Annotated in this window: 16 protein-coding genes; 8 read left to right on the top strand and 8 right to left on the bottom strand. The window is 41.3% G+C overall.

Annotation, left to right across the window (positions count from 1 at the left end):
• The first annotated feature begins 77 nt into the window (after positions 1-77).
• Positions 78-1,703, top strand: coding sequence for a formate--tetrahydrofolate ligase (locus AC623_RS09605; protein WP_231603610.1), 1,626 nt, complete (start codon positions 78-80; stop codon positions 1,701-1,703).
• 82 nt (positions 1,704-1,785) lie between these two features.
• Here the strand turns inward: AC623_RS09605 and AC623_RS09600 are convergent, their stop codons facing one another.
• The gene (locus AC623_RS09600; RefSeq protein WP_049662225.1) at positions 1,786-3,201 is read right to left on the bottom strand and encodes a LysM peptidoglycan-binding domain-containing protein; all 1,416 of its coding nucleotides are present in this window, start codon (positions 3,199-3,201) and stop codon (positions 1,786-1,788) included.
• Between the two features lie 162 nt (positions 3,202-3,363).
• A complete protein-coding gene (locus AC623_RS09595) occupies positions 3,364-3,609 on the bottom strand; it encodes a YkuS family protein (protein WP_049662224.1) in 246 nt (81 codons plus the stop codon).
• Positions 3,610-4,318: 709 nt separating this feature from the next.
• Here AC623_RS09595 and AC623_RS09590 point away from each other — a divergent pair.
• From AC623_RS09590 to AC623_RS09570, 5 genes are all read left to right on the top strand, one after another.
• Positions 4,319-5,623, top strand: a complete 1,305-nt coding sequence (locus tag AC623_RS09590; RefSeq protein ID WP_049662223.1) for an MFS transporter — start codon at positions 4,319-4,321, stop codon at positions 5,621-5,623.
• Positions 5,624-5,682: 59 nt separating this feature from the next.
• The gene (locus AC623_RS09585; RefSeq protein ID WP_049662222.1) at positions 5,683-6,873 is read left to right on the top strand and encodes a M20 metallopeptidase family protein; all 1,191 of its coding nucleotides are present in this window, start codon (positions 5,683-5,685) and stop codon (positions 6,871-6,873) included.
• A 28-nt stretch (positions 6,874-6,901) separates the two neighbouring features.
• Positions 6,902-8,017, top strand: a complete 1,116-nt coding sequence (locus AC623_RS09580) for a M20 metallopeptidase family protein (protein WP_049662221.1) — start codon at positions 6,902-6,904, stop codon at positions 8,015-8,017.
• Positions 8,018-8,398: 381 nt separating this feature from the next.
• Complete coding sequence (locus tag AC623_RS09575) at positions 8,399-8,974, top strand: nitroreductase family protein (RefSeq protein ID WP_049662220.1); 576 nt, start codon at positions 8,399-8,401, stop codon at positions 8,972-8,974.
• 326 nt (positions 8,975-9,300) lie between these two features.
• Positions 9,301-9,498, top strand: coding sequence for a hypothetical protein (locus AC623_RS09570; RefSeq protein ID WP_049662219.1), 198 nt, complete (start codon positions 9,301-9,303; stop codon positions 9,496-9,498).
• Positions 9,499-9,812: 314 nt separating this feature from the next.
• Here AC623_RS09570 and AC623_RS09565 read toward each other — a convergent pair whose 3' ends face one another.
• The 5 genes from AC623_RS09565 to AC623_RS09550 all read right to left on the bottom strand — a co-directional run bounded on the left by AC623_RS09565 (position 9,813) and on the right by AC623_RS09550 (position 14,244).
• Complete coding sequence (locus tag AC623_RS09565; protein ID WP_049662218.1) at positions 9,813-10,157, bottom strand: spore coat protein; 345 nt, start codon at positions 10,155-10,157, stop codon at positions 9,813-9,815.
• Between the two features lie 23 nt (positions 10,158-10,180).
• Positions 10,181-10,456 carry a ferritin-like domain-containing protein gene (locus tag AC623_RS09560; RefSeq protein WP_049662217.1) on the bottom strand — a complete coding sequence of 92 codons (276 nt, stop codon included), beginning with the start codon at positions 10,454-10,456 and terminating at the stop codon, positions 10,181-10,183.
• A gap of 190 nt (positions 10,457-10,646) precedes the next feature.
• Positions 10,647-12,251 (bottom strand): sodium:solute symporter family protein, encoded by a 1,605-nt coding sequence (locus AC623_RS09555; protein ID WP_049662216.1) that lies wholly within the window; start codon positions 12,249-12,251, stop codon positions 10,647-10,649.
• The gene (locus AC623_RS21445; RefSeq protein WP_156187019.1) at positions 12,252-12,398 is read right to left on the bottom strand and encodes a hypothetical protein; all 147 of its coding nucleotides are present in this window, start codon (positions 12,396-12,398) and stop codon (positions 12,252-12,254) included. It abuts the gene before it with no gap.
• A gap of 91 nt (positions 12,399-12,489) precedes the next feature.
• Positions 12,490-14,244 (bottom strand): sigma 54-interacting transcriptional regulator, encoded by a 1,755-nt coding sequence (locus AC623_RS09550; RefSeq protein ID WP_049662215.1) that lies wholly within the window; start codon positions 14,242-14,244, stop codon positions 12,490-12,492.
• Between the two features lie 295 nt (positions 14,245-14,539).
• Here AC623_RS09550 and AC623_RS09545 point away from each other — a divergent pair, with 295 nt between their 5' ends.
• Positions 14,540-16,549 (top strand): oxidoreductase, encoded by a 2,010-nt coding sequence (locus tag AC623_RS09545; RefSeq protein WP_049662214.1) that lies wholly within the window; start codon positions 14,540-14,542, stop codon positions 16,547-16,549.
• A 169-nt stretch (positions 16,550-16,718) separates the two neighbouring features.
• Positions 16,719-17,489 carry a metal-dependent hydrolase gene (locus AC623_RS09540; RefSeq protein ID WP_049662213.1) on the top strand — a complete coding sequence of 257 codons (771 nt, stop codon included), beginning with the start codon at positions 16,719-16,721 and terminating at the stop codon, positions 17,487-17,489.
• A 64-nt stretch (positions 17,490-17,553) separates the two neighbouring features.
• On the opposite strand, the gene AC623_RS09535 is transcribed toward AC623_RS09540, so the two are convergent.
• Entirely contained in the window at positions 17,554-18,378 is an 825-nt protein-coding gene (locus AC623_RS09535) for an aldo/keto reductase (RefSeq protein ID WP_049662212.1), read from the bottom strand.
• Between the last annotated feature and the right edge of the window lie 85 nt (positions 18,379-18,463).

The raw sequence follows: 18,463 nt of genomic DNA, 5'->3' as shown, positions 1-18,463 counted from the left end.
TGAAAAAGAAAGCAGGGAAAAATGTGACAAATATTCAAACCCCGTTAACAGATTTAGAAATAGCAAAGAAAGCTCAAATGCGTCCAATCAAGGAAATTGCCGAGACTGCAGGCATCCCTGAAGAGGCAGTTGAACAATACGGAAAGTATAAAGCTAAGATCGATGTGTCTGCACTGCCTAAAAAGCTAGCAGATGGAAAAGTGGTGTTAGTAACGGCGATTAGTCCGACGCCAGCAGGAGAAGGCAAATCAACCGTAACGGTTGGACTAGCTGACGCTTTATCTCAAAGGGGAGAAAAGACGATGGTGGCATTGCGTGAGCCTTCTCTCGGACCTGTAATGGGCATGAAAGGCGGGGCAACCGGCGGCGGTTACGCACAAGTGCTGCCGATGGAAGAAATTAATCTTCATTTTAACGGGGATCTCCATGCCATCACAGCGGCGAACAATGCCCTTAGCGCCTTGATCGACAATCACCTCCATCAAGGGAACCAGCTGCAAATCGATCCTCGCAGAATTACATGGAAACGGGTACTTGATCTGAATGATCGTGCCTTACGCAACATTACAATCGGATTAGGAGGGCCCGCTCACGGCATACCGCGTGAAGATGGTTTTGATATTACGGTTGCCTCTGAAATCATGGCGGTTCTTTGTTTGTCAGCCAATTTAAGAGACTTAAAAGAGCGGCTAGGACGAATTGTCATCGGCTATACATACGGAAAAGAGCCGGTGACAGTGCGGGATTTAGGAGTAGAAGGGGCGTTAACGGTCCTGCTCAAAGAGGCGTTGAAGCCGAATCTTGTCCAAACGATCGAAGGCACACCAGCTCTTATCCACGGCGGCCCTTTTGCTAATATTGCTCATGGCTGTAATTCTATTATGGCGACCAATACAGCACGCCAGCTTGCTGATATCGTTGTGACAGAAGCCGGATTTGGCGCAGATTTGGGTGCTGAAAAATTTATGCACATTAAAGCGCGACAAGGTCATTTTTCACCGGATGCCGTTGTCATTGTAGCGACAGTACGAGCGCTTAAAATGCATGGAGGTGTTCCAAAGCAGCATTTAAAAGAAGAAAATAAGAGCGCAGTACGAGCAGGAATACCAAATTTAGAAAAGCACATTGATACGATTCGCCGTTTCGGAATAGAACCGGTTATTGCGGTAAATCGTTTTATCTCTGACACGCTGGAAGAAATTAACGAAATTCTTCACTGGTGTCAAGCGCACGGTGTGGCAGCGGCTGTAACAGAAGTATGGGAAAAAGGCGGGCAAGGCGGGCTTGAACTTGCTGAACTTGTGATAAAGCAGCTAAACAAGCCGAATCAATTCGCTCCCCTGTACGATGTCAAAGATAAAGTAGTCAATAAAATTAGAACGATTGTAAGAGAAGTGTATGGCGGGGAAGATGTACAGCTTACCGATAAAGCACTCAAGCAATTAGTGGATATTGAGCAGAACGGCTGGGATACATTGCCTATATGTATGGCGAAAACTCAATACTCCTTTACAGACGAACCGAAACTAACAGGCCGGCCAGAAGGTTTTGCTATTACAGTTAGAGAGATTATCCCTAAATTAGGGGCAGGATTCCTCGTCTGTTTGACCGGGGATATTATGACAATGCCAGGCCTCCCTAAACAGCCGGCAGCATTAAATATGGATATTGATGCAGAAGGCAATATTACTGGTTTAATGTAAGAGGAACACATAGTGAGATAAGCGTCAGCCTTAAGCATTATGAAAGGCTGGCGCTTGTTTATTAGACGCTAGAAGATGAAGCTTAAATCCTTTTTCTAGCTGTAAAATTCCAATCCTGAACAGGCCAATTTTCCGGAAATGGACTTCCTAGTACCCAATAGCTGATCCCGCGCAGGCCATATTGTTTTACTGTATCAAACTTTGCCTGAGCACTTCGCGCATCTTCAAACCATACTTCATGCTCCTGGCCATTTTCATCTGTATAGCGGAAAAATGGTGCCTGATATGTTTCTTGGTATTGGATAGCGGTTCTGTATTTAGCGGCTAATTGAATCGCTCTTCTCGGGCTAACTGTTCTCGCTCTTGTTCCTTGTACCCATGGTATGTTCCAATCACGTCCGTAAAGCGGTGCCCCCATCATAATTTTATTACGAGGGATCACGGTTACGGCATAGTCTAAAACGCGTCTTACTTGATTAATGGGAGCGATGGCCAAAGGACGACCGCCAGCCCATCCCCATTCATACGTCATGAGCACGACGAAATCGACAATTTTACCATGTGCTTCATAGTCATGGGCCTCATACAAAATGCCTTTTTGCTCTGCACTAACCTTGGGAGCTAGGGAAGTAGAGACTAACAATCCAAGCGGACGAAGACGGGCAACGATCCGCCGTAAAAATGCATTATAATTTTCTCGGTCTTCGGAATAAATATATTCAAAGTCAATATTTAGCCCTGCATATCCTTTTTCTCTACTAACACGAAGTATGTTAGTAATTACTTGGTCCTGCAACGTCGGGTTGCGGAGTATAGCAGCGGCAGCATCAGAACTAAAGTTTCCCTCAGAAAAATTAGTAAGAACAAGAAGAGGTGTAATCCTTTGTTCTCTGGCGGCTTCCAGCAAAGAACTTTCCTGCAACTGGGTAAGCGACCCGTCCGTTCTAACTGAATAGGTGAAAGGAGAAAGATATGTGAGGTATTTTCCTAAGCCTCGCACTTCTTCGATTGCTCGTTGATCCATTCGTGTAATAAAGGCGTTTACTTCTTTAATGGGTTTGATTCTTTCTGGTATGCGAATAATTTGTCCGATAGCTATATATTGAGGATTGGTTATGCCATTTATACGGGCAAGAGCTTGAACGGTTGTTCCGTAGCGTCTGGCGATTTCTGCTAATGTTTCGCCTGCCTGCACTGTGTGGCGGGTAATGGGTACGGTTAATAGTTGGCCTGGATAAATTCTAGAGGCATCGATTAACTGATTTTCGGTAACCAATGCTTGAACGGTAACACCGTATCTTGAGGCAATACCTCCAAGTGTTTCTCCTTGACTAACTGTATGAGTCATCATAGGGGAGGGAATAACGAGTGCTTGCCCAACCACAAGCACATCCGGTTGATCTAACTGATTAGCAGAAATTATTTGATTGACACTCGTTCGGTACTGCCGTGCAATCGCCCACAAACTATCGCCCTTTCGAACGATATGTATATTCATATCCATCACTCCTGCTTGAAGGATCTAACTTTTAATTAATATATTCCTAGCAGGGGATCTCGTGCTTAGAAGGTCTTCTTCCTATGAATGTTAGTACATAAATAAAAACCAGAACCGGGCTTGGGATTTGCGCTAGGCCCGATTTTGGTTTTCAAGAAGGTTTTAATGTGCTCTTTCCTCTATCTCGCGGCAAACTTCATCAGCGGATAGGCCGTTTGCTTCAATGACAGGCGCCTCTGTAAATGTATCCTGCATGCCCATGATGTTAGAATCAATTCCTGTGATAACGCAAGCTGAACAGTTTTTCAAATCCTCAACTGTTTTTAAATCTACTACATCATAGCCTTTTTCCCGAAGAGCCTGAGTAACGTTTGTTAATGATTGTTCTACAGCAATTCTTTTCTTCATCTCGTTTACCTCCTCGCATTTATAACCGTTTGTCATAACTAACCATCAGCGAATCGGCTGCCCGCTGATGGAAGCTTCACTTGTAGGTTGTCTGTTTCACATTCATTTTATTCCGGATTTTTTAGAAGCAGGAATTTTTAGGAAGCGAAGTAAGCGAATTTATCATGGAAAAGGGGAGGGCGAATAATAAAAGCTGAATAGACTTAGACCCTCCTGTTGGATAGTAAAGGACTTATGGATAAGTGTTCCTTTGAGCCCATTTACTTACTGCTTTTAAAATTAACTTTCATTAAATAAATCAATCCCCTTCAAAAGCGACTCTTTCCATTCTCCTATTGTAAAATAATTTTTACTTGTTTAGTAAAAATTATTTTACTCTCTATCATTATTTTTGAATAATTTGGAATTTAAAGTGGACTCTTCTTTTTATAAGTGTTTTTAAGCAATAAAAATAGTAGGAAAGTTCTTGATTTAATAAGGTTATTACTAATTCTCATAAAAAATAAGCTTTTTTTTAAAAAAATATGTTTTTGGCACGGAAATTGCATGTTAAAATAAAACCAAGGGAAGCGTTTTCAATTGGTTTTCTAAAATAATACTCAGTTGATTTGATAGAGGGAGGAATATTCAAAGGGAATAGCTTGGTTAGCTCATAACTGGAGATACTAAGCGTTGATTACTTAATCTGTTTTATAAGGTGCTAATTCATATGAATGTAAAAAACATAGCAAAGGATGGATATTTTTATATGAATAAAAAAGGCGGAATTTTTTACGGATGGTGGATTGTTGCAGCTGCCTTCTTGATTATGACATTTATTTATGCTCCAATTGCAAACTTAGTTTCACTATTTATCCTGCCTGTTACAAAGGAACTTGGATTTAGTGCCTCTCAGTTCATGTTATATTTCACCATCATGGCCTTAGCTGCTATGGTTACTGGACCGTTTGCCGGTAAACTAATGAAAAAAATGGATGTAAGAGTGTATTTAACGTTATTTATTTCAATTTCAGCTCTTGCTTTTATCGGATTTTCCTTCTCAACAAAACTGATTCATTTCTATTTATTTGCCATCCTCATGGGTGCTGGTATGTCCGGAGGTGCCATGATACCGGGATCCGTTCTGATTACAAATTGGTTTAATGAAAAACGCGGTTTGTGTTTAGGGATTGCTCTTGCCGGAAGCGGTTTCGGCGGTGTCATCATGAGCCCTGTTGTAAACTGGCTTATTTCGGCGTATGACTGGAGAACAGCTTACCTTATTATCGGAATCTTAATCGCTGTGATCTTAATCCCATTAGCAGTCTTTGTTATTAGACTACACCCTGCTGATAAAGGGTTAGCGCCATTAGGAGAAGCACCAACATTAGATACTGTGCAAAATAAAGTATTAGCAGGCACTACTCAAGGAGAAACATTTAAATCAGTGTCATTTTGGGCTCTGTGTGCAGCGATCTTAATTGGCGGTATTGTTGTGAATACAATGCTGATCAACCTTGCTCCATATTTAGCAAGCATCGGTACAACGGCTAAAACAGCTGCCTTGCTTCTATCTTTAGGATCAGCGATGGTTATTATCGGAAAATTATTAGTAGGACGATTGTTTGACAAACTTGGATTGATTACAACGTTATTGCTTATTTCGGCATCAAGTTTGATCAGTTTCATATTTTTAATGAAAGCAAACGTAGTGGCTCCGGCTATTCTCTATACTATTTTTTCCGGAATCGGTTCAACTGCTGTTACGGTTGTGCCTGCCTATCTTACGGGAGCTCTTTACGGAGAAAAAGAATACGGTGCTAAATACGGGGTTGTCTCCGTCTTTATCTCACTCGGTGCTGCCATTACTCCAGTAGCATCAGGAGCAATTTTCAATATTAACCATTCGTATACATTACTTCTAGATGTATTAATTGGACTTGCCATTATTCAGTTTGTTTTATTCTTTATAGCAAGTAAAACAAAACCAAAGTTTCATCCTGCAGAGGAAGCGAAAAGTATAGAAGCATTGTAATGTTTTGAATGAATCCTATCTAATAGATGGGATTCAAAAAGCTATAAGGGGGATTCAAAATGAATGACACTATAATAAATAATACTTTATTACGTGCACAGGAAGTAAAGGAAGAACTGATTAAACACCGCAGACATCTTCATCAAAATCCGGAAATCGGCTTTGAGTTGCCTCATACAGTAGCGTACGTTGAAGAAACATTGAAAAGCATGGGAATTGAGCCGAAAAGAGTCGGAAAAGCAGGTTTGGTTGTAACCATTGGAAATGGAAAGGGCAAAACCATTTTATTAAGAGGGGACATGGATGCGCTTCCGATGGCTGAACATACAGATCTGCCATTTAAATCAACAAATGACTATATGCATGCATGCGGCCATGATATCCATACAACGTTTATGCTTGGAGCGGCCAAGCTATTAAAGGAAAAAGAAAAAGAGATTGACGGAACGGTCAAAATCATGTTCCAGCCGGCTGAGGAGATTGGTCAAGGGGCAAAAGATATGGTAGCCAATGGTTTATTGGAAAACCCGAAAGTAGATGCAGCTCTTGCCCTGCATGTTGACCCATCATTGGAAGTCGGAAAGTTCGGTTATAAACCGGGAATTGCGGCTTCCTCATTAGATGGCTTTTTCTTGAAAGTGCAAGGGAAGGGTGGTCATAGCTCTGAACCGCAAAAGGCGATTGATCCGTTGATGATTGTGAATTCAATCTATAGTCAATTAAATGCATTAGTTGGGAAGGAAATCGACCCACAAGAAAGAGCGGTTCTTGTCATTGGAAAGATGGGAGGAGGCACGGTCGCCAATATCATTCCTGACACGGCCCACTTAGATGCAACTTTACGTTCTTTCAATCCTGAAGTAAGAGATCATTTGTTCAAAAGAGTTCAGGAAATTGTTGATGCTACAGTGAACATGCTGCGCGGAACGTATGAACTTGAAACGATCTCAACCCCTTCTCTATATAATAATGAAGAATTATGTGAACAAGTGGCTCCATATGTTCGAGAAGTAGTTGGAGCAGACAATTTAGAAGTAAATGAAGAGCCATTAGCCGGCACAGAAGATTTTTCTTACATTAGCAATCTCGTTCCGACGATGTTTATGTGGGCAGGTGCCAATGGCTTAGGAGATGAAAATTATCCGCTTCATAATCCAAATCTGGTCTTGGATGAAGGAGTTATTCCACTGGGTGTAGCTGTCGTTGTGCATAGTGCAATCAGCTGGCTGAACCAGAACGCTGCCAACTAACAAGAACTGCTTAAAGGAGATACTTAAATTGGAGACAAGAAATTTAGAATTAGCAAAACAACTGCGTCATGAATTACACCAGCATCCCGAACTCTCTAACCATGAGGTTTGGACAAAGCAGCATTTAATCGATTTTATTAAAACGCACACAAAATTAGAAGTTGTGGATAAGGGTCTTTGGTTTTATGCGATTTACCGCGCAGGAGAAGGAAAAAAAAATATAGCGTTTCGTGCAGACTTTGATGCACTGCCTATGGAGGAAAGACTCGATATTCCACATGCTTCTCAAGTTCCAGGCGTCTCTCATAAATGCGGCCATGACGGTCATGCTGCGAGCCTGGCAGGATTTGCATTAGAAGTTGATCAAAAGGGCGCCGATAAAAATATCTTTTTCCTTTTTCAACATGCTGAGGAAACGGGAGATGGCGCGGCAGAGTGTGCTTCTTTTATCAAGGAACATCATATTGAAGAAATTTTTGCCTACCATAACATGAGCGGCATGGCTCTCCATTCTGTTAATGTGATTGATGGGACCGCTCATTGTGCTTCTAAAGGAATGACCATTCATATGGAAGGATCACCTGCCCATGCGAGCCAGCCGGAAGACGGAGTAAATCCGGCTTTTGCCATCGCAAAGGTGATTGATGCCATTCCCGAATTCATTTCTCCTGAAAACAACAAAGGGTTAGTCCTTTGCACAGTCGTCCAGGTAGACATTGGCGAAAAAGCCTTTGGGATCTCAGCAAGCAAAGGAAATTTGCTTTTAACGATTCGTGCCCTGTACGAAGAAGAGCTGGATAAACTTCAAAAAAATTTAGAAGAGGCTGCTCAAGTTCAAGCAGAAAAATACGGCTTAAAGGTCAACTTCTCTTATAACGATGTCTTTCCCGAAACGGTGAACGATAAAGAAAGCTCTGATAAAATACGCCAAGTTTGCGTGCAAAAAGGTATGCAAGTGATAGAAATGCAAGAAGCTTTCCGCGGATCGGAAGATTATGGACACTACTTAAAGCTGACAAAAGGGGCCATGTGCTATATCGGAAACGGCGAGGAATATCCGCAAGTGCATACGTACGAGTATGACTTCCGGGATGATATTATTGAAACAGCGGTTGAACTGTTTAAAGGACTTGCTGAACTGTAAAGGGCATTGAAAACGAGACATTCACCAATGATCGTCAAAAGTGCTTGGTAGAGTGGTGGATGAGGCAGTAAAATAGTGAGATCATGAGAGGGAAGAAAAAGGGTTCATCTTTTTCTTCTCTTTTTTATTTCACAGCATGATACCTTGTCATTTCAAGATAATTGAAAATACGAACCACTTAGCAAGAAGAGAACGCCTTAAATCATAAAAAAGAAAAATTCAAATTGTGCAAAATTCAAAAATAAAATCTATTAATTGCATTCCCTAAAGTATTGCTTACAAACATGTTATACTAAAAGATGATGTAATTGATAATAGTTTTCATATCGAACTATAGATTACATACAATTTTACAGAATCGATGTAAGGAGGTTTTTCAAAATGAGCCATCAAGAAGGAATCAATGCTATCGAAGAAAATATTATAAATCGCAGAACGATTAAATCTTTTAAAAAGGAGCCTATTAGTCCTGAAGTAATTATTGAGTTGCTGAATGTGGCCAAGTGGGCGCCCAATCACAAGTTAACGGAACCGTGGCGTTTTCAATTATACGTAGATGCCGGGAAGGAAAAATTTATAGAAGCGTACATTCAATCACAACCAAAAGTCGATGGCAACATTTCTGAAAAAGTAAAGAGAAAAGCACAGTACTTTCGAGATATTCCCGTACATCTTGTCGTCATTATGCCTGAAGATCCCCGTCAAAGAAGGTGGGATGAAGATTATGGAGCTGTTTGCTCTTTTATTCAAAACTTTCAACTTGCGGCATGGGAAAGAGGAATCGGTATGATTTGGCGTACAAATGATTGGGTTTACGACCCAGTGTTCAGGAAAGCAATTGGTGTAGCACCTGGTGAGAAAATAGTAGCAACATTGATGATTGGCTATCCTGACCATGTACCTGCTGCTCGGCCACGTACGAATATCCGTGAACTTCTAACGATTATTGATAAATAGTGAAAGGCGCCTTGGTCTAAAGCCGTTTTGACTCTTTTTAGGCAAAGCAACCTGCATGCAGACGCACCCTTCATGATTACATTTTAAGCTGATTGATGAATGGATCAAAAATCTTGCACATCAACACTGGATTTTTGATCCATTTTTATTTCAAGGCCTCACTTATTCTAATGCCGATAAGGGATGTTTAAGTGAAGAACCGCCATTTTCTTATATTGACATGAAAAAATATTAAAATATTCTAATTTTTCTGTTAAATGTAGTGACGAACCCTGTCTTAGTTTGTTATGATAAACAGAACAAACGTTAAAAAGGCGGTGGGATTGTTGGCAGAAAAAACAGGAGTGTTCCCAGGAAAAAAATTTGGAAAATGGACAGTTATAGAATTTTCTTATTCGGCAGCCACAGAGGAAGGAGAGGTTCTTCCACATTTGAGAGTGGCTTGTGAATGCGGGACAAGCAAAATTTTAAGCGTCAAGGTTTTGAGATCCGGTGAGATGGAGAGCTGTGGATGCAGCGTATAGGGAACTCCTTGACAACGCTATATGTTTTTGGGGCAAAAAGATAAGAAAAACGCCTGCCACTGTCTAGGCAGGCGTTTTTCTTTGCGTTTCACGCTGTATAACCGGTAATGTACACCGATTCATCCATGGACAGGAAGAAGGCGGCTTCCGTATTCTCTTCTTCACTTCTTTTTATAAGATGCTGAAGCATAGGAGATTCTGGTAAGGTCAGGGAAGATGCTGTTCACCCGAATGTCACTTACACTCCTTTAGCTGCTCGATACATTGAGGCACATTTAAAGCATAAATTTCAAACACGAGCCAAGCCATTTATCTTAATATGGAAATTGCGAGGAGTAATTGCTGAATTGCTTATAAGCTTGGTCAACTTTTTGTTGTTCTTCAGCTTCAAGCTTGTACCAACCGTTTTGAAACATCAAGTTATAAAGCTCACGGCAGCTTTGATGCGTTTCCGTAAGAATTTGAAGCATGTCTGAGTGCAGTTGTTCATGGCTCGCTTCACGTACAGCGATATTTAAGCTATCCGTTAAATATTTGCATGTACTGAGTCCATCATTAAGAAAGTCTCGATCGTTCATGTCCGGGCCTTTTACTTTTGGCAATTGTCCTGTTTGGGGGTTGGCAATTTGATTCGGGTTTTGCTGTTGCTGGTTTGACATTTATTCCACCTCCACTTAATAATTTATGAATTTGGGCTTTGCGGCTGTTTAGGAAGGCTGGCTAAAGCAGCATTGTTATCCACTTGCAAATGAGTAAGCAATTTTTGAAAATGCTGTTGGTGCATTCTTCCTGCTTTTTCTAAAGCTTGCTTGATTTCTGAATTGCTCACTTGCTGAGAAAAGAAATGAAATTTCTTAAACGCTAAAAGTTCCCATGATAATGCGTCTTTTAAATAGAGCAAATCTTTTGTTGTGAGAGCTCGAGGGGGCTGTGGAATCGGCGCTTGTGTATTTTGCATTAAAAAAAGCTCCTTTCATCTTGTTGGGTATCATAGTATAGAATGAACCACTAGGAGCCCGATTATGCGCAGGGCCGTTACGAAGTTAGAAAAGTTGGGGGCAAGCCGCTGCCAAGAAAGAATACATAGATAGATTTAGTCAAGTAAAAGATTGCCCTAGGAAACCCTAGGGCAATCTTTTACTTGTTATTTACATCGCAAGTGTCAGCGGCCAGTAGTAGAATAGGAAAGTAATTATAATAATAATGACGCCGCTCGCCATTAAATACATTGGATACCGTTTTGTAATAGCCATTTCTTCTCTTTCATTCTGTTCAATCGGCCTTTTCAAAATGTTTGCCTGAAAATTACGCTCCTCTTTTGAAATTTCTCCATATTTAGAGCCGACATACAAGGCAAGCAGACTTAACACAACACCGATGATAACGGGGTTCAAGTAGACAGGAAGCGCAACACCATACTTATTTAAAAGTTCCCCAAATATGACTCCTGCAAAGCCGGTAATGATACTAGAGAGCGCCCCAGCTTTAGTGACAGTTTTGGAGAAGACGCTTGCGAACGCCACTGGTCCCCAGGAAGCCGCAAAGAGTGTAGCTGCAAAATAGCCGATCCACATCACAGAAGGTGGCTGCCAAATGCCAATTAACAAAATAATAATACTGACGATAATCATAGAGATGCGGCTGGCTCGCAGCAGCTGTTTGTCTGTGTATTTCTTGTTTCTCGATTGCTCCATGATGTCTCTAGTAATACTGCTGCCGATCAATTGCAGGAAGCTTGCACAAGATGATAGCGCAGCTGCCATAATACCGCTGACGATAATAATGCCTAACCACAACGGTGTAGCATTCATGGCGGCCCAGATAAATACTTTTTCTGTAGGGGCAATGTCGCTTTTGAGCGTGGTGACAGCGGCGATACTAATATGAAGAAACAGATAAATCGTAATGATAGAAATAGTTGCCCAGATACCGGAACGGATCGCCACATGCTCATTCTTAGCCATTAAATACCGGCTGCTTTGCCAAGGACTGATGGAGATAACAGCAGACCAGACTAATCCTAGGATGATCGCCCATGTTAATGCTTCCCAAGGTTCTCCCATATAAGCATTTGGTCCGGTAATCCCATGCCAGCTTAATAAATCAGGGCGCTCGGGATTGGTGGCCGCTTTTACAATAGCTTCAGGGAAACCTCCTGCGGATTTGATAATAAAAGGCAGAGCTAAGTAGGTAGCTAAGGAGAAAATAAAAAACATGATCGTATCATTGACCATGACTCCTTTTGCTCCGGAAAGGGTAGTAAAGGAGGTATAGACAATCCACATAATCAAGAGAGCGAATGTATAAGAGATGCCCGAAATCTCAGCAAGTAATACAGCAGCACCTTGCGTAACAGCCACTAGATAAGCAGAGATCCCCAATATGGTCGTGATAGCAGCCGCCATTCTTACTTTATTTGATTGAAAGCGATTGCCAAAGTACTCAGGAACAGTTAATGATTGGCTCCTTCTAAGGTAACGACCAAAGAAGAATACTCCTATCACATAACCAGTCGCATTAAAGATGACAAGGATTAATAGTAAAATCGGATAGCCTTCGTAAGAAAATCCTGCTTCCCCCATGAAAGATACGGTGCTTAAAAAGGAAGCGACAAGCATACCGGTGATCATTAAAGTCGAGCCGCTTCGCCCAGATACATAATACTCCTCTGAATTTTTCACTTTTCTGGAAAGTACAATGCCGATCAAAACGTAGATAAGAAAAGAACAGATAATACCGACTGTATAAACCAATTATATCCCCACCTTTTTATCTATCGTGTCTGTTTGATCCTGCTGCGGAGCTATGTCTTTTTCCATCCTGAGAATAAATACTCTTGTGATAAGACCTAGAACGATTAAAGATCCTCCATATCCAAAACAGAAAATCAGTTCTCCCATCTTAAGCGCTCCCTTCGTAATAAAATGAATTCAACTTTTATAATGCAAATCACGTGCCGAATTCTAAAGATTCAGTTAATTTTATTGAAAATTAAGTTAATTTATATTTATGGAGCTTTCTCATGATCGTCGTTTGGTTCACTCCAAGAGCCTTTGCTATCTTTCTCGTCGTTTTATGCTGCTTTAACGCATGGGATAGAATCTGTTTTTCCGTTTCCTCTACGGCCTTTTTCAATGTCATCTGCTGCAAAGGCGAATGATTTTCGTTATGAATCATTTGTTTCATAGCCAAAGGGAGGTCTTCCATAGAGATCATAGGTTTCTGTGCCGTCACGACTATTTGTTCAATGAAGTTCTCTAACTCTCTGACATTCCCTTTCCATTCCTGCAGCTGGATTAGCAGCTTTGCGTCTTCACTCAGCTCAACAGAACAGGAATATTTACTGCAGAATTTTTCGAGAAAGTAATCTGTTAACAATGAAATGTCCTGTTTGCGTTCTCTTAAAGGAGGGATGTAGAGCGGCACCACGTGCAAACGGTAGTACAGGTCCTGACGAAATGTCTTTTCTTCAATCATTTGCATCAAGTTTTTATTTGTGGCCGAAATAATACGGATATCAACTTGCTTCTCAACAGTGCCCCCTACTTTTTTGAAGGCTTTATCCTGTACTAAGTGTAGAATTTTCACCTGCAGCCCTAATGGCATTTCACCGATTTCATCTAAGAACAAAGTTCCTTCATTCGCCATTTCAACAAGGCCCGACTTTCCGCGCCTGTTCGCTCCTGTAAATGCTCCCGCTTCGTACCCAAATAATTCTGATTCCAATAAGTTTTCAGGGATAGCCCCACAATTTACTTGGACAAACGGTTTGTTCCTGCTAGGGCTGGACTCATGAACAATTTTAGCAAGGACACCCTTTCCAACACCAGATTCACCGTGAATAAAAATAGAAGAGTCGGTAGGCGCAATCCTTTCAGCAAGCTGGAGAGTGGAGATCATGTTTTGAGATTGAGTGATAAACTTTTGACCGCCAATTGTTTTTTGAACAATTGGCTCACTATGGTCCTGTTGGGCAGATTGGCTGTTTGTCAAACGTCTCTTCATTTCCACAAGTTCTGAAATATCCCGTGAATTGCACACCACTCTATACAGTTTTCCTTCTTTATTAAAAACAGGCTTTGCTGTAGCCAGGACTGTTTTACCGCTCGGATATTCCTGTTCTACAGAATGGATCGTGTGAGTAGCCATCGTTTTCAGAGTGACTGAATTTGTAATAATGCCTTTGTCTACCAGCTCTCGGATATTTTTATTCATGAACGCTTCTGGAGGCAGTCCTGTAAAATGCTTGCATGAGTCACTTACAAATAATACATTGCCCTCCGCATCAGTTACAAAAATTTCATCGTAGCTAGAATTCAATATTTGAGTAAATTCTTTATTCTTTTGCAAAGCGATCTCGAGCTGTTCGTGAAGTGACTGGTTGATCCCTAACAACCCACTAATTTTTTGTTGATATTTCCACTCTCTTACTTCAGAAGCCGTCCAGCATATGTATTGGTCTCCATCTTCCATAATGAAAAAGTCATATTGGTAAGGGGCGGTTTCGTCAATATCAGATAAGGAAGCTATCTTTAAAAAACGGAGACTCATACACTTTTCAACCGGGTCGTTTTTTCCTTCTGCTCTTTTTCTCCAAAAACAGGTCTCGTCCAGCACACCTAACAAACGAAGGGATCGGTCTACTACTAGAATAGGACCTTCCTGAAATGGCAGCCAATTTTCTAGTTCTTTTGTGCGGATATGGGAGAATACAGAAACTGCTTTTTTATTTTTTACACTCATCATATTTTCACTTCCTTCCGTTAAAATTGAACCTTTTTTGCATCGAAATGGACCGATTTTTTAAAGACAAGAGGTATCCGTTGAATAAGCATCTAGGATTTAAAGGGACATGAACCTTTTTTGCAACATTTCTGCAAAAAAGGTTCACTGTAAATCCCATTATAAGGGATAGTACAATAAATTGTAAGAATAGTTAGTTAATATGAAGTCATCTTTAGATAAATAACGGACAATCTCTCCATTGGTATGGTTTTTGCTTATTAAGAAGTAAAATCCTATTTTTCGGGAGTGAATAAACATGACACAATTCAAGCACCTATTTAGCCCAGTAACGATTGGCTGCATGGAGCTGCCAAACAGAATACTAAGCACCGCCCATCAGACAAATCATGTAATCAACGGCATTCCTACCTCTGATATGACAGCGTATCACGTAGCAAGAGCAAAGGGAGGAGCAGGACTATTAATTCTAGAAGCTGCGGCTGTTCATCCATCAGGAATGCTAACGACCCATACCATTGCCGGTTACGATAAAAAAGTGGTACCAGCTTATTTAGAACTGACTAGGGAAGTTCATAAATACGGAACAAAGGTTGTTCAGCAGCTATTCCACGGAGGGAGAGAGGTGGTCTCAAGCGATTATCGCAGTCCAGCTTGGGCGCCATCTGCTGTTCCGAGTTTACGATTTGGGACGATGCCGAGACCGATGAGCGTAGAAGAGATTCGAGAAGTGATTGAAGGCTTTGCCATTTCAGCACGATTGGCAAAAAAGGGAGGAATGGATGGAGTAGAGATTTGCTGTTCACACGGCTATCTTCCGGCGCAGTTCTGGTCAGAACATACGAATCAGCGGACTGATGAATACGGGGGAACCTTCCAGAACAGAATGAGGTTCATCGTTGAGGTGATGAAGCGCGTATGGGAAGAAGCGGGCAGTGACTTTACTGTCGGAATTCGGATGAGCGCCGATGAAATGACGATGGACGGTACAGATGTTAAAGATGCGGTAAAAATCGTTGAATATCTGGTAGACCAAGTAAGAGTAGACTTTGTAAACGTAACGGCAGGGGACTCCAGCACATATGCAGGTTCAACGCATATTGTGCCGCCGTCTCCGATGAAGCACGCTTACGTTTCTCCGCAAGCATTCAACATACGGATGGCTGGTGCTGTTCCCGTATTTGTCGGCTCCCGTATAGTGGACCCGGTTGAAGCTGAACAAATCGTGGCGAAAGGAAAAGCAGATGTCGTCGGCATGACGAGAGCATTAATTGTCGATCCGGAAATGCCGAATAAAGCAAAATCAGGAAACCATCATTTAATTGATGCCTGTCTCGGCTGCCTTCAAGCTTGCATAGGGCATTACCATAAAGGGCTGCCGATCGGCTGTGTGCAAAATCCATCCACTGGAAAAGAAATAGAGGTTCAGACTCTTGCAAAAAGCGCTAGAAAGAAAAAGAAAGTAATGGTGATAGGCGCCGGTCCGGCTGGCTTAAAAGCAGCTTTAACGTTAGATGAGCTGGGGCACGAGGTCATATTGGCTGATCAGTCTGAGGAGGTTGGCGGACTATTGCACACATTAAAACGGGCGCCGATGAGGAAAGAATTAGCCGAAACGATGCTGGATAATTATAGAAGAAAGCTGCTAAACAGCGGCGTGCAAATAAAGCTTGGATGGGACGTAGGACCAAAAGACATTCTTAATGCGGCACCGGATGCTGTTTTATGTGCCAGCGGTTCAAGAGCGTTTATTCCTAACATTCCTGGAATCCGTGATTCAAGAGTGAAGACAGTCGATGAACTATTCAGCAGCCAAAGTCAAGAGATCGGGGAACATGTATTAGTGTTTGACTTCGGAGGAGATTGGCCCGGAATGGAAGCTGCCATTCATCTTGCAGAAAAAGGTCATCAAGTCACATTGATTTCATCAAAGCTGTACATCGGTGAAGAGGTTCATCAGTACTTACGAAATGAATATTTGAAAAAGCTTTATCAGTTAAAGATCAAAATGGTGCCACATTACGATCTTGGTGAAATAAAAAATAACCAAGCGATTATCCGGAACTTGTTCTCCTATGAAAAGGAGACCATTGAGAATTGGGACTCTGTCATTCTATCGCTTGGCCGCATCCCAAATGTAGAACTGTATAACAGCATCAAACACTTAGTTCCGGAAGTTTATCAAATAGGTGATTGCTTGGCCCCGAGGACCTTAGAAGAAGCTACACATGAAGGACTGATGACCTCTTTGCAAATTGGCCTTCAGAGAGAAAATAAGGCAGTAAATGCAGAAGCTGTTGTTGAGTAATCGTAGAAGTTCATTCTCAAAAAAGAGAGTGAACTTCTTTCTTTTTCTCTTTTTGTCATTCAGTTTATTTTCATAAAAACCAATAAAAATTTATAAAAAGGAGTGATACAAGCTCATGCTTCAGAATAAGAATGTTTTATTCGAATGGTGAGGAGGCTGCGTCGATAAAATGAAAATCACACGGCTAGGACATGCTATGCTAAGCATTGAATATGAAAATTTAAATATCTTGGTAGATCCTTTTTATTCCATGAACCCAGGAAGTGTTGAAGAGGAATTAAAACAATATATGGAGAGTGCAAATGTTGTCCTGCTGACACATGGTCATTTTGATCACACAGAAGGTTTGACGTTCATAAAAGAAGTCAATCCAAAAGTGCAAGTTCTTGCTCAGTATGAGTTAGCGCTCATTTTACTCAATGAGGGATTTAATGTAATGCCTCTTAATATTAGCGGTACAATGAAAGCTGCCGAAACGACTGTGCAAATGACCATGGTACCGGCCGTGCATACTAGTTCCTATCAAGAAATACACGGAAACCCTACATATGCCGGAGTATCATGTGGTTTTATTTTGGAGTCCAATCAAGAAGAAACAGTATATATATCTGGTGACACAGGATTAACAGCGGAAATGAAAATCATTCAAGATGTATATGAACCTAAAGTGGCGATCTTATCTTGTTCTGACATTTTAACGATGGGAGCAAGGGAAGCGGAATATGCTATAAGACATCTTTTAGATGTTCACACTGTCATTCCCATTCACAACTTTCCTACAGAAGAGGAAGCGAAAAGACGAGAGGTTTTAGACGGACTAAAACAAAGCTTTCCAATTGTCCCAATGATGGTTCGCCATGATGCGGACCTTAAAGAACGTTTAAAAGATCATAAAACAAATGTAGAAATAGTCGGTTTTGGGGAATCCATTGAATTATAAGCTTTTATATAAAAACCGCGGCGTTGGAATATATTCAGTCCAGTGCCGCGGTTTTTATTTTTTATTATCGGATATTCATTTCGCTTGGTGCCGGGCCTTTACGGCGGTTGCGGTTCAATCCGTTAATTATTCTCATTTCATCTGGTGACAATTCAAAGTCAAATACATTGAAATTCTCTTCAATCCGAGATGGGGTAACGGATTTAGGAATGACAATCGTATTATTTTGTAAATGCCAGCGCAGCACAACCTGAGCCGGTGATTTACTATGCGTTTCCGCAATTTGTTGAATGGCAGAATCCTTCAGCACATCTCCTCCTTGCTCAAGCGGACTCCATGCTTCCACGTAAATATCATGTTTTGCACAGAATTCTTTCATCTCATTTTGGGCAAGATAGGGGTGGCATTCTACTTGATTCAACACAGGTTTCACATCACACTCTTTTAAAATACGCTCTAAATGTTCAATGTCAAAGTTGCATACGCCGATTGCTTTTACCCGTCCATCATGATAAAGCTTTTCCAGCGCTTTATATGTATCTACATATTCATCGTATTTTGGAGTAGGCCAGTGGATGAGATACAGGTCAACGTAATCAAGTCCTAATCTTGCCAAACTGTCGTCAAAAGCCCGCAGTGTATTTTCATAGCCTTGATCGCTATTCCAAACCTTGGTTGTTATGAACAATTCTTCGCGAGGTACAGAAGATTGCTGAATCGCTTTGCCGACACCGCCTTCGTTTTGATACACCATCGCTGTATCGATCGATCTGTATCCAACCTCGATCGCCTTTGCTACCGCAACCGTTGCCTGATCATCCTCTACCTGCCAAACTCCGAATCCAAGCTGAGGCATTTTTAAGCCGTTATTTAACGTTACAAAATTCATTTGGCATATCTCCTTTTATATGAATTATCCATTCCACGTTCAGTACTAAGAATAACAAAGTTAAAGGAAGATTTTCAAATGAAGC

The sequence above is a fragment of the Bacillus sp. FJAT-27231 genome, assembly GCF_001183975.1.
Lineage (GTDB): Bacteria > Bacillota > Bacilli > Bacillales > Domibacillaceae > Pseudobacillus > Pseudobacillus wudalianchiensis.
Note: the sequence above shows the minus strand (reverse complement) of the source record. Positions and strands in the feature narration are given on the sequence as shown.

Excerpts from the sequence above, each read along its gene's own strand:
- AC623_RS09605 (WP_231603610.1), top strand. The coding sequence starts at position 78 with ATGCGTCCAATCAAGGAAATTGCCGAGACTGCAGGCATCCCTGAAGAG.
- AC623_RS09600 (WP_049662225.1), bottom strand. The coding sequence starts at position 3,201 with ATGAATATACATATCGTTCGAAAGGGCGATAGTTTGTGGGCGATTGCA.
- AC623_RS09595 (WP_049662224.1), bottom strand. The coding sequence starts at position 3,609 with ATGAAGAAAAGAATTGCTGTAGAACAATCATTAACAAACGTTACTCAG.
- AC623_RS09590 (WP_049662223.1), top strand. The coding sequence starts at position 4,319 with ATGAATGTAAAAAACATAGCAAAGGATGGATATTTTTATATGAATAAA.
- AC623_RS09585 (WP_049662222.1), top strand. The coding sequence starts at position 5,683 with ATGAATGACACTATAATAAATAATACTTTATTACGTGCACAGGAAGTA.
- AC623_RS09575 (WP_049662220.1), top strand. The coding sequence starts at position 8,399 with ATGAGCCATCAAGAAGGAATCAATGCTATCGAAGAAAATATTATAAAT.
- AC623_RS09565 (WP_049662218.1), bottom strand. The coding sequence starts at position 10,157 with ATGTCAAACCAGCAACAGCAAAACCCGAATCAAATTGCCAACCCCCAA.
- AC623_RS09560 (WP_049662217.1), bottom strand. The coding sequence starts at position 10,456 with ATGCAAAATACACAAGCGCCGATTCCACAGCCCCCTCGAGCTCTCACA.
- AC623_RS21445 (WP_156187019.1), bottom strand. The coding sequence starts at position 12,398 with ATGGGAGAACTGATTTTCTGTTTTGGATATGGAGGATCTTTAATCGTT.
- AC623_RS09550 (WP_049662215.1), bottom strand. The coding sequence starts at position 14,244 with ATGATGAGTGTAAAAAATAAAAAAGCAGTTTCTGTATTCTCCCATATC.
- AC623_RS09545 (WP_049662214.1), top strand. The coding sequence starts at position 14,540 with ATGACACAATTCAAGCACCTATTTAGCCCAGTAACGATTGGCTGCATG.
- AC623_RS09540 (WP_049662213.1), top strand. The coding sequence starts at position 16,719 with ATGAAAATCACACGGCTAGGACATGCTATGCTAAGCATTGAATATGAA.
- AC623_RS09535 (WP_049662212.1), bottom strand. The coding sequence starts at position 18,378 with ATGAATTTTGTAACGTTAAATAACGGCTTAAAAATGCCTCAGCTTGGA.